This window comes from Pseudomonas sp. SZ40 (assembly GCF_052958135.1).
The window spans coordinates 1-11552 of the sequence record NZ_JBQWIF010000069.1; the positions used below are offsets into that span (position 1 = coordinate 1).

Consider the following 11552-nt stretch of genomic DNA (forward strand, 5'->3'; position numbering starts at 1 on the left):
CCAGACTGCAAGAATAGCGAATGGCCGCCAATCGCTGGCAAGCCAGCTCCTACATGGGCTCAGCTATCAACGCGATCACGTAGGAGCCGGCTTGCCGGCGATGCGATGGTGGGTGTGTTGCGCAATCTGTGCTGCCGATGAGATTCGCCGCGAGGGCATGGCTCCTACGCTGGCTTAGCTTTCTCTATCTCTATTGCCCACCAAGCTATCGACGGTCGGCACGCGGGTGTCCGTTTCCATCTGCGCATCGTGTTCCAGTTGGTGGCTGAAGCGCTCCAGGGAGCCGTTTTCCGGTTGTGCGTCGCTGGCGAATACCGGTGGGCTGAGCAGGTAGGCGCCCAGCAGGCGGGAGAGGGCGGCGAGGCTGTCGATATGGGTGCGTTCGTAGCCGTGGGTGGCGTCGCAGCCGAAGGCGATCAGCGCGGTGCGGATATCGTGGCCGGCGGTAACCGCGGATTGGGCATCGCTGTGGTAGTAGCGGAACAGGTCGCGGCGTACCGGGATCTCGTTGTCGCTGGCCAAGCGCAGCAGTTGTCGGGACAGGTGGTAATCGTAAGGGCCGCCGGAGTCATGCATGGCCACGCTGACGGTGTGCTCGGTGGAGCGTTGGCCAGCGGCGACCGGAGCGATGTCGATACCGACGAATTCGCTGACGTCCCATGGCAGTGCAGCGGCCGCGCCGGAGCCGACTTCTTCGGTGATGGTGAACAGCGGGTGGCAGTCGATATGCGGCTCCTGGCCACTTTCGACCACGGCCTTGAGCGCGGCGAGCAGCGCTGCGACACCCGCCTTGTCGTCCAGATGGCGGGCACTGATGTGGCCACTCTCGGTGAACTCGGGGAGCGGATCGAAGGCCACGAAGTCACCAACCGAAACCCCAAGGCTTTCGCAGTCGGCACGGCTGGCGACCAGGGCGTCCAGGCGCAGTTCGACGTGGTCCCAGGAAATCGGCATCTGGTCGACTTCGGTGTTGAAGGCGTGCCCGGACGCCAGCAGGGGCAGCACGCTGCCGCGCAGCACGCCATGGTCGCTGAACACGCTGACGCGGCTACCTTCGGCGAAGCGGCTCGACCAGCAGCCGATGGCGGTCAGGCACAGGCGGCCGTTGTCCTTGATCTCGCGCACCATGGCGCCAATGGTGTCGAGGTGCACGGAAACCGCACGGTCCGGGCTGTAGCGACGGCCTTTGAGGGTGCCGCGGATGGTACCGCGCCGGGTCATCTCGAAAGGGATGCCGATTTCCGTCAGGCGCTCGGCAACGTAGCGCACGATGGTGTCGGTGAAGCCGGTTGGGCTGGGAATGGCGAGCATTTCCAGCAGTACTTTCTGCATGTACTCGAGGTCGGGTTCTGGAATTTGCGACATGGGATCTCCATCTATGACGGGGATGGCCGCCGAGCGGCGTCAGTCTTGGGTGAATGCTTTGACGCCTGTCGACGGACGGTAAGAATCAGGTCTCTGTTACATGCTGACCTGCTATAGCGGTGAGGGTTTCAAAGAGCTTTGGGGATCGTTCGCGCCGGGGGCGACGCTCCTACGCACGAGGTGATGCAACCGCCTCGTGGGAGCCGCGCCCCCGCGGCGAATCGTTTGGCTAGCCCGACCTTGCTGTATGGCCGCGATTATTCGCGCCGAGGGCGACGCTCCTACATACGATGTGATGCAACCACCTCCGTGGGAGCCGCGCCCTCGCGGCGAATCGTTTGGGCAGCGCTACGGCCGCCATCATCCGCGCCGGGGGCGACGCACCTACACGGTATGCCGCAACCGGTAAGAACTTCCGGAATCACGTGTCATGCTCAATCGCCTACGCCGTGGCTGAGCGGGAACAGCAGGTCGATGAAGCGCTCGGCGGTCGGCTGCGGCTCGTGATTGGCGAGGCCGGCGCGTTCGTTGGCCTCGATGAACACGTGCTCGGGCTGATCGGCTGCCGGTACCAGCAGGTCGAGGCCCACCACGGGAATATCCAAGGCGCGAGCGGCCTTGACCGCGGCTTCAGCGAGCGTCGGATGGAGGATGCCGGTGACGTCTTCGAGAATCCCGCCAGTGTGCAGGTTGGCGGTCTTGCGCACGGCCATTCGCTTGCCCTGAGGCAGCACGCTGTCGTAGTCGAAGCCGGCGGCATGCAGGGTGCGCAGGGTTTCGGCATCCTTGGGGATGCGGCTTTCTCCACCGGTGGCGGCCTGACGGCGACGGCTCTGCGCGTCGATCAGCTCGCCGATGGTGTGGCGGCCATCGCCCAGCACTTCTGCCGGGCGGCGGATCGCGGCGGCGACCACTTCGAAGCCGATCACCACGATGCGCAGGTCGAAACCTTCGTGGTAACTCTCCAGCAGCACACGCTCGTCGAAGGGGCGGGCGCGCTCGATGGCGGCTTGCACGTCGGCCGGTGTGCGCAGGTCGACGGCGACGCCCTGGCCCTGTTCGCCGTCTACCGGCTTGACCACCAGACTGCCGTGCTCGGCGAGAAAGGCCGCATTGTCTTCCGCGCTGCCTGCCAGGCGCTGGGCTGGCAGGCTCAGACCGGCACGGCTGAGGGTGCGGTGGGTCAGGCGCTTGTCCTGGCACAAGGTCATGGTCACGGCGCTGGTCAGGTCGGTCAGCGATTCACGGCAGCGGATGCGGCGTCCACCCTGGCTGAGGGTGAAGAGACCGGCTTCGGCGTCATCGATATGGGCATCGATGCCGCGGCGCCGTGCTTCGTCGACGATGATGCGCGCGTAAGGATTGAGGTTGTCGTCCGGGCCGGGGCCGAGGAACAGCGTCTGGTTGATGCCGTTCTTGCGTTTGACGCTGAAGGTCTGCAGCTCGCGGAAACCCAGCTTGGCATACAGCTTCTTGGCTTGGCCGTTGTCGTGCAGCACGGACAGGTCCAAGTGGCTCAGGCCACGGCTCATGAAGTGCTCGACAAGATGGCGCACCAGTACTTCGCCAACGCCTGGGCGGCTGCAGGCTGGGTCCACCGCCAGGCACCACAGGCTGCTGCCGAGTTCCGGGTCGTGGTAGGCCTTCTGGTGATTGAGGCCCATCACGCTGCCGATCACCGCGCCGCTGTCTTCATCTTCGGCCAGCCAGTAGACCGGGCCGCCCTGATGACGGGGGGTCAGTTTTTCCGTGTCGATGGGCAGCATGCCGCGAGTCTGGTACAGGCAGTTGATCGCCTGCCAGTCGGCTGGCGTCTGCGCGCGCCGCACGCGGAAGCCACGAAAGCCGCGGCGGGCCTGACGGTAGTCGCTGAACCACAGGCGCAGCGTGTCCGACGGGTCGAGAAAGAGCTGTTGGGGTGCATACGACAGCACCTGCTGTGGCGCCGCGACGTAAAGGGCGATGTCGCGCTCGCCGGGCTGCTCGCTGAGCAGCTCTTCAGCCAGCACCGAGGCATCCGGGAAGGTGTGCCCGATCAGCAGTCGACCCCATCCGCAATGCACGATCTGCGGCTGGCTGATGCCGTCGCCGTGCTCTTCGGCGAAGCGGGCCTGCAGGCGCTCGTAGGAGGGGGATTGGCCTCGCAGGAGGCGTTGATTGTGGGCAGTGGCTCGCATTGGAGAGTGTTCCTTTGCTTTCGCATGTCCGGCATGTGCCGGCGATCGGTTGACCTGTCTGCTGATCCGCATCGAGGCGGATTCGGCCATTCCTGTTGGGTTGCGGGGGAGCCACTGGCTCCCCCGTCCTCGCTTACAGCCCCTGTTCGCTCAGCCACAGGTTGAGTGCTGCCATCTGCCACAGCTTCGAACCGCGCAGCGGGGTCAGCTGGCCTTGCGGGTCGGTCAGCAGGCGGTCGAGCATCTGCGGGTTGAAGATGCCGCGGTCATGAGCCGGGTCGACCAGCAGATCGCGAACCCAACCGAGCGTAGCGCCCTCCAGGTGCTTGAGACCCGGCACCGGGAAGTAACCCTTCTTGCGGTCGATGACTTCGGAAGGGATGACCTTGCGCGCCGCTTCCTTGAGCACGTACTTGCCGCCTTCTGGCAGTTTGTACTGGCCGGGGATGCGCGCGGACAATTCGGCCAGGCGGTAGTCCAGGAACGGCGTGCGGGCCTCGAGGCCCCAGGCCATGGTCATGTTGTCGACACGCTTGACCGGGTCGTCGACCAGCATCACCGTGCTGTCCAGGCGCAACGCCTTGTCCACGGCCGCGTCGGCACCGGGCTGGGCGAAGTGCTGGCGGACGAACTCACCGGCCACGTCATCGGTCAGCCAGGCGGGTTGCACGCAAGCGGCATATTCATCGTGCTCGCGGTCGAAGAAGGCTTTGCGATAGGCGCTGAAGGCGTCTTCGGCGCCATCGACCAGCGGGTACCAGTGGTAGCCGGCGAACAGCTCGTCAGCGCCCTGGCCGCTTTGCACCACCTTGCAGTGCTTGGCCACTTCCCGCGAGAGCAGGTAGAAGGCGATGCAGTCATGGCTGACCATCGGCTCGCTCATGGCGCGGAAGGCCGCTGGCAACTGATCGAGAATCTCGTTCTCGCCGATGCGCAGTTGGTGATGCTGAGTTTCGAAACGTTTGGCGATCAGGTCCGAGTACTGGAACTCGTCGCCACGCTCGCCACCGGCATCCTGGAAACCGATGGAAAAGGTCAGCAGGTTCTCGACGCCGGCCTCACGCAGCAGGCCGACCAGCATGCTCGAGTCGACCCCGCCGGAAAGCAGTACGCCGACATCGACCGCAGCACGCTGACGGATCGAGACCGCCTCGCGCATGCCGTCGAGTACCGCATCGCGCCACTCGTCGAAACCGTAGTTGGCTTCGTCGGCGTTCGGGCCGTAGTTCAGCGTCCACCAGACCTTCTGCTCGACCTTGCCATTGACGTCGATGCGCATCCAGGTCGCGGGTGGCAGCTTCTCGACACCGGCAAGAATGGTGCGCGGTGCTGGCACCACGGCGTGGAAGTTCAAGTAGTGGTTGAGTGCGATGGGGTCGAGGGTCTTGCCGATGTCGCCGCCTTTCAGCAGCGCTGGCAGGCTGGAAGCGAATCGCAGACGATCCTTGGTTTTGGACAGGTACAGCGGCTTCACGCCAAGACGGTCGCGGGCGATGAACAGCTGTTGGCTGTCGCGTTCCCAGATCGCGAAGGCGAACATCCCGTTGAGTTTGGGCAGCAGGTCGGCGCCCCAGGCGTGATAGCCCTTGAGCAGCACTTCGGTATCGCCGCCCGAGAAGAAGCGATAACCAAGCTGTTCCAGCTCGCCACGCAATTCCGGGTAGTTGTAGATGGCGCCGTTGAAGACCATCGACAGGCCGAGATCGTTATCGATCATCGGCTGGCCCGAAGCCTCGGCGAGATCCATGATCTTCAACCGGCGATGACCGAACGCAACGGGGCCGCGGCTATGGAAGCCATGGGCGTCAGGGCCACGCGGGGCGAGGTGGTGAGTGATACGTTCAACGGCAGCCAGGTCGGCTGGTTGGTTATCGAAGCGTAGTTCGCCTGCTATTCCGCACATAGTCTATAAAGCCCTCGTATTTCCTGGGCTCTGTTCCTCCTTAGCGTCAGTCCGTACCAGTTGTGTACCGGTTCTGAGTTCCAGCGCGCGTCACCGCGCACCGGAGACAATCGAGCATCTGGGACCGATGCATGCCTGCGGCAGCACAGCGGTCCCGAGCTTTTTCGAGTCACCTCGGCGCAGGAATGTTCAATAAAATGACGGGGTGGGTGGCGTACGGCTTGCGAATCCTTCCTTGCGGCCAGTACTGGCGGCAGTGCCGAAATCGCGGCGTGGTCACGATCATTCGCGCCGGGGGCGACGCTCCTACGGATGCGGTATCGCGATCACCATGGTAGGAGCCGCGCCCCCGCGGTGAATAGCAAGGGCAACGCTGAAATCGCGGCACATCCACGAACATTCGCGCCGGGGGCGACGCTCCTACGGATACGGTATTGCGATCACCGTGGTAGGAGCCGCGCCCTCGCGGCGAATCGCAAGGGCAACAATCGAATTGCGGTATGGCCCACTAGAGCCAGATTGCATCCCAGTGCGGATAATCGCCTATTCGCTTTACCAATCCAGCGCGCAATGGATTGGCTACGATGTAACGCGCGATATGAAGTACATCGTCCTCTCTGCGCACTGCATGATCGTGGAAACCCTTTTGCCAGATTGGCTCACCGATATGCCTCGACGACAGCGACTTCACTCTACCAACGAGCTGTGACAGGGTTCCTTGTCGTAACTGAAAGAGCCAATGTAGATGATCAGGCATCAACACATAGCTTAACGTCGTGTGCGTACCCGCCAGTGCGTCCTGCTTGATTATGTTGATCAGCTTCCTGGCTTGGTGAAAGTCAGCGAAGACAGGTTTTCTATTCAGAGTCACCGTGGTTATCAGGTAAACCTGGCCATGGGCTGACCACCTTCCCAAGCGAAGCCTATGGGCAAATCGGTGATTGGCGTTCACATTAATCCCTCCTTGGATCTACGTGTTTCGCTAGTGTAGTTCAGCGATCGGAACATTCGTTTTTGGCGAACAGCTGGGATCCGCGGTACAGCCACGATCATTCGCGCCGGGGGCGACGCTCCTACGGATACGGTATTGCGATCGCCATGGTAGGAACCGCGCCCCCGCTGTGAATCGCAAGGGCAACGTCCGAATCGCGGTAAGGCCGCAACTGTTGGCGCGCCGCGCACCAATCGGTAGATATCAGCCCTTGCGGATCAGTTGCCGCAGCATGAAGCGGTTGGGGTGGCAGGCTTCGGCGATGTCCTGGGGGACTGGCAGCGGTTCGTCGTTGAGCCAGGCGGCGATCAGCTCGCCGGACAGCGGTGCGGTGATCAGCCCGCGGGAGCCGTGACCGCCGTTGATGTACAAGCCTTCCTGCCAGGGGCAAGGTACCTGCGGCACCTGGCGGGCGTCACGGGCCAGTACGGCGTAGGCCTCGGCGAAGGCGACAGGATCGGCGAGCGGCCCGACGATAGGCAAATAGTCCGGGCTGGTGCAGCGAAAAGCCGCGCGGCCTTGCAGCGTATCCGGCTCGAGCGCGTCGACTTGCAGGCGGTCGGCGAGGTCGCCGGATATCTCCCGCAGCAGCTCCAGATTGCTGGCGTGTTCGGCGCCACTCGGCGTCAGGTCATCGCTGTTGAAATTGAAGCTGGCGCCCAGGGTATGTTCGCCCTGGCGAACCGGCGCCACATAACCTTCGGCGCACACCACAGTGCGCAACGCGATGCTCGTTGGTGACGCAGGCAGGCGGCTGATCTGCCCGCGGATGCGCTTGAGCGGCAACTGCGCGCTCTGTGCGAAGCGGGTGATATCCGCAGCCCCGCAGAGCACGACAACCGCTGCGCGGGCAATCATTCGCTCACCGCTCCAGGCCTGCCACTCACCGTCCACGCGTTTGAGCTGCAAGGCATGTTGACAACCGTGCAGGTTCACCTTTGGGTGAGCGATCAGATGCTGGCAGAGCGCAGGCGGGTGCACCCAGCCGGCGTCGGGGTAGAACAGCCCGCCGCTGGCCAGCCCGACACCCGCCTTGCGCTCGGCTTTCTCACGATCGATCTGAGTCAGCAAGGTGTCGGGAAAGGCGGCGGCAAGCTTGGCCTGGCGCTGTGCTTCACGCTCGTCGAAAGCCAGTTGCAGCACGCCGCAGTCGTCCCAGTCCTGTCCCTTGTGCAGACGCTCGAGCAGCCTGCGGGTGAAACCGAAGCCGTCGACGATCAGCCGCGACAGTGACGTGCCATGGGCGGAGAGCTTGAGATACAGCACGCCCTGTGGATTGCCGGACGCTTCCTGAGCGATGGTCGCATGGCGTTCCAGCAGCTCCACCTGCCAACCCCGCGCGGCAAGGCTGGCGGCGGTGGCGCAGCCGGCGAGCCCTGCGCCGATCACCAATGCACTGCACTCGCGTGGCCTATGGGCCGGGCGGGCGAACCACGGCTTGCTCGAGGTGCTGGCTGCACCGCCGAAGGTGCCGCGCATGACTTCCCATTTCTTGCCGAGGCCGGGAACCCGCTTCATCTGGAAGCCCGCGTCGTTGAGCGCACGGCGAACGTAGCCGGTGGATGTGAAGGTGCCGAGCGTGGTTTGCGCGGTGCTTAGCCGGGCCAGCTGAGCGAACAGGTCGGGGGTCCACATCTCGGGGTTCTTCGAGGGCGCGAAACCGTCGAGAAACCAGGCGTCTACACGAGCATCGAGCTGCGGCAGCATGGCCAACGCGTCGCCGATCATCAGCGTCAGTACCACGCGACCGGCGTCGAAAACCAGGCGCTGAAAGCCCGTGTTGATACCGACATATCCATCGAGCAGTTGCTGGCTATAGCGCTGCAGCGACGGCCACAGCGCTAGCGCGCGCTGCAGGTCGGCGTGGGTAAGCGGGTGCTTTTCGACACTGACGAAATGCAGCCGTGCACCGCTTGGGGCCATTTGCTCGAACAGCTCCCAGGCGCAAAGAAAGTTCATGCCGGTGCCGAACCCGGTTTCGCCGATCACCAGTTGCTCGTCAGGTTGCAGCGCAGCGAAGCGTTGCGGCAGGTCGTTGTTGCTGAGGAATACGTAGCGCGTCTCTTCCAGGCCGTTCTCCCGGGAGAAATAGACGTCGGCGTATTGGCGTGACGAGGGCTGGCCCTCTTCGTCCCAGTCGAGTTGTGCGTGTTGATCGGCCATGGCGGCGTTCCTGAACGGGCAGGGCGGCGATTCTAACAGGGGCGATGTGCAGCGTGAGCGCCAACGCGGCTTGCACTGCAATGCCAACGGCCCCTAGTCTGGAGCATACCGTTCAGGAAGAGGTGCTTATGTTCGAATCCGCCGAGATCGACCACGTCATCGACAAGGCCACTTTCGACGCCGAAGAGCAGGTGCTGCGCGAGGCGCTGCTCGAGGCGCAATATGCGTTGCGCGAGCAGGGGCGTTCGGCGGTGATCATCCTGATCAACGGCATCGAAGGCGCAGGCAAGGGCGAGACGGTCAAGTTGCTCAACGAGTGGATGGACCCGCGCCTGATCCAGGTCAGCACCTTCGACCAGCAGACCGACGAAGAAATGGCCCGACCGGCAGCCTGGCGCTACTGGCGGCAACTGCCGCCCAAGGGGCGGATCGGTATCTTCTTCGGCAACTGGTACAGCCAGATACTGCAGGGCCGCGTCCACGGCGACCTGAAGAAGGACGACCTCAATGGCGCCATCGACGGCGCGCTCGGCCTGGAGCAGATGCTCTGCAACGAAGGCACGTTGATCTTCAAATTCTGGTTCCACCTCTCCAAGAAACAGATGCTGGGCCGTCTCGAGAGCCTGCGGGACGATCCGTTGCACAGCTGGCGCCTTAGCCCGTTGGACTGGCAGCAGTCGAAGACCTACGACAAGTTCGTACGTGTCGGCGAGGATCTGTTGCGGCGCACCAGCCGCGATTACTCGCCCTGGTACATCGTCGCCGGTGCGGACGCCAATTACCGCAGCCTGACTGTTGGGCGCGTTCTGCTCGAGGGGTTGCAGGCCGCACTGCGCGGTACGGGTGAGCGTGCGCCGCTGCCTCATGCCACGCCGTTGATGACTCGAACCGACCAGCGCAGTCTGCTCGACAGCCTGGATATGAGTGCGCACCTGAGCAAAGCTGACTATCGCGAGCAACTGACCCGCGAACAGGCACGCCTGTCACTGTTGATGCGCGACAAACGCATGCGCCGCCATGCCTTGGTGGCGGTGTTCGAGGGTAACGATGCCGCTGGCAAGGGCGGAGCCATACGCCGGGTCGCCGCGGCGCTGGACCCCCGGCAATACCGTATCGTGCCGGTGGCAGCGCCGACCGAGGAGGAACGTGCGCAACCTTATCTTTGGCGTTTCTGGCGGCACATTCCGGCGCGCGGCAAGTTCACCGTGTTCGATCGTTCCTGGTACGGCCGGGTATTGGTGGAGCGGGTCGAGGGCTTCTGCGAACCGGCGGACTGGTTGCGTGCCTATGGCGAGATCAACGATTTCGAGGAGCAGCTCAGTAATGCCGGCGTGGTGCTGGTGAAGTTCTGGCTGGCCATCGATGGCGACACCCAGCTGATGCGTTTTCGCGAGCGCGAGGCCAATCCGGTGAAGCGCTTCAAGATCACCGAGGAAGACTGGCGTAACCGCGAGAAGTGGCCGCAGTACCGCGAAGCGGTGGGCGATATGGTCGATCGCACCAGTACTCGCCTGGCGCCTTGGACGCTGGTCGAAGCCAACGACAAGCAGTTCGCCCGTGTGAAGGTACTGCGCACCATCAATGATGCGCTGGAAGCTGCTTTCGAAAAGGACGGGCGCTGAGGCCGTCGGTATCCGCGGCCCCTGGCCTGGCGTTGAGCGAAGCGAGACCCAGGGTTGATGGCCAGTGGGTCAGGGCCTGAAACCACCCTCGCCGTTGCGGCTCTCGATGATTGCCAGCGATTGCAGCATGCGGTCGATATAGCGAGGGATGCTGCGCTCGGCCTCATCCCGGGAAAAGTAGGGGCCTTCGAGGGTGCCTTCGCGCGTCGTGAAGAAGAACCGACCATTGATCGTGGTGACCCGGTCACTGCGGAAATGGGTGGTCTGGGTCGTATCCTGTGCACGCTGAGTCGTCATGCCTGTCACCTCCTGTGAACTGATCTCCCATGCAGTGTATCAGCGGATGGAAAATCTGCTGGCGATGCCCGGACGTGCAGTCTGGCTGGCTGCGGTCATGTCGATGGATCCGGGCGGATCAACCATCGCCCGCAAGCGGGCTCCTACAGTCGAGTGGCGTTTTGGGGGTGAGGGCGTGAGCCGAATTCGAGACGTTCTAGCCTTCCGCACGGTAGCGATTCGCGCCGCCGCGTACCCCGTAGGAGCCCGCTTGCGGGCGAAGCGATGGTGGCCATTCTGATAGATCGGGTGCCGAACGACGGATCGCCCGCAAGCGGGCTCCTACAGTCGAGTGGTGTTTTGGGCTTGGGGGCGCGAGCCGATTCGAGCATTCCAACCTTCCGCACGGTAGCGATTCGCGCCGCCGCGCCCCCCGTAGGAGCCCGCCTGCGGGCGAAGCGATGGTGGCCATTCTGATGGATCGGGGGGGCCGAACGACGGATCGCCCGCAAGCGGGCTCCTACAGTCGAGTGGTGTTTTGGGGGTGAGGGCGAGCCAATTCGAGACATTCCAGCCTTTCGCACGGAAGCGATTCGCGCCGCCGCGCACCCCGCAGGAGCCCGCTTGCGGGCGAAGCGATGGCGGCCATTCTGATAGATCGGGGGCCGAACGACGGATCGCCCGCAAGCGGGCTCCTACAATTGAGTGATTTTTTGGACTTGAGGGCGCTAGCCGATTCGAGACATTCCAGCCTTCCGCACGGAAGCGATTCGCGCCGCCACGCACCCGTAGGAGCCCGCTTGCGGGCGAAGCGATGGTGGCCATGCTGATAGATCGGGGGCTGAACGACGGATCGCCCGCAAGCGGGCTCCTACAGTCGAGTGATTTTTTGGACTTGAGGGCGCTAGCCGATTCGAGGCATTCCAACCTTCCGCACGGTAGCGATTCGCGCCGCCGCGCCCCCCGTAGGAGCCCGCCTGCGGGCGAAGCGAGGGTGGCCATTCTGATAGATCGGGGAGGCCGAACGACGGATCGCCCGCAAGCGGGCTCCTACA

7 protein-coding genes are annotated in these 11552 nt (G+C 63.7%); 1 reads left to right on the top strand and 6 read right to left on the bottom strand.

All coding sequences use genetic code 11. The annotated features are described in order from the left end of the window. Positions 1-174: 174 nt before the first annotated feature. The 5 genes from ACT9T4_RS26235 to mnmC all read right to left on the bottom strand — a co-directional run bounded on the left by ACT9T4_RS26235 (position 175) and on the right by mnmC (position 8599). Entirely contained in the window at positions 175-1365 is a 1191-nt protein-coding gene (locus ACT9T4_RS26235; protein WP_042554011.1) for an osmoprotectant NAGGN system M42 family peptidase, read from the bottom strand. A 434-nt stretch (positions 1366-1799) separates the two neighbouring features. Further along, the gene (ngg, locus tag ACT9T4_RS26240; RefSeq protein ID WP_042554012.1) at positions 1800-3542 is read right to left on the bottom strand and encodes an N-acetylglutaminylglutamine synthetase; all 1743 of its coding nucleotides are present in this window, start codon (positions 3540-3542) and stop codon (positions 1800-1802) included. A gap of 133 nt (positions 3543-3675) precedes the next feature. Continuing rightward, entirely contained in the window at positions 3676-5445 is a 1770-nt protein-coding gene (locus tag ACT9T4_RS26245; RefSeq protein ID WP_042554013.1) for an N-acetylglutaminylglutamine amidotransferase, read from the bottom strand. Between the two features lie 508 nt (positions 5446-5953). Then, positions 5954-6397 (bottom strand): REP-associated tyrosine transposase, encoded by a 444-nt coding sequence (locus ACT9T4_RS26250; protein WP_179538450.1) that lies wholly within the window; start codon positions 6395-6397, stop codon positions 5954-5956. A gap of 243 nt (positions 6398-6640) precedes the next feature. After that, positions 6641-8599 (bottom strand): bifunctional tRNA (5-methylaminomethyl-2-thiouridine)(34)-methyltransferase MnmC2/FAD-dependent 5-carboxymethylaminomethyl-2-thiouridine(34) oxidoreductase MnmC1, encoded by a 1959-nt coding sequence (gene mnmC, locus ACT9T4_RS26255; protein ID WP_499119779.1) that lies wholly within the window; start codon positions 8597-8599, stop codon positions 6641-6643. A gap of 128 nt (positions 8600-8727) precedes the next feature. Here mnmC and pap point away from each other — a divergent pair, with 128 nt between their 5' ends. After that, positions 8728-10221: a polyphosphate:AMP phosphotransferase gene (gene pap / locus ACT9T4_RS26260; protein WP_042554016.1), complete on the top strand. Its 1494-nt coding sequence runs from the start codon at positions 8728-8730 to the stop codon at positions 10219-10221. A 69-nt stretch (positions 10222-10290) separates the two neighbouring features. On the opposite strand, the gene ACT9T4_RS26265 is transcribed toward pap, so the two are convergent. Continuing rightward, complete coding sequence (locus ACT9T4_RS26265; protein ID WP_499119781.1) at positions 10291-10518, bottom strand: DUF6316 family protein; 228 nt, start codon at positions 10516-10518, stop codon at positions 10291-10293. Positions 10519-11552: the final 1034 nt, after the last annotated feature.

Excerpts from the sequence above, each read along its gene's own strand:
- ACT9T4_RS26235 (WP_042554011.1), bottom strand. The coding sequence starts at position 1,365 with ATGTCGCAAATTCCAGAACCCGACCTCGAGTACATGCAGAAAGTACTG.
- ngg (WP_042554012.1), bottom strand. The coding sequence starts at position 3,542 with ATGCGAGCCACTGCCCACAATCAACGCCTCCTGCGAGGCCAATCCCCC.
- ACT9T4_RS26245 (WP_042554013.1), bottom strand. The coding sequence starts at position 5,445 with ATGTGCGGAATAGCAGGCGAACTACGCTTCGATAACCAACCAGCCGAC.
- mnmC (WP_499119779.1), bottom strand. The coding sequence starts at position 8,599 with ATGGCCGATCAACACGCACAACTCGACTGGGACGAAGAGGGCCAGCCC.
- pap (WP_042554016.1), top strand. The coding sequence starts at position 8,728 with ATGTTCGAATCCGCCGAGATCGACCACGTCATCGACAAGGCCACTTTC.
- ACT9T4_RS26265 (WP_499119781.1), bottom strand. The coding sequence starts at position 10,518 with ATGACGACTCAGCGTGCACAGGATACGACCCAGACCACCCATTTCCGC.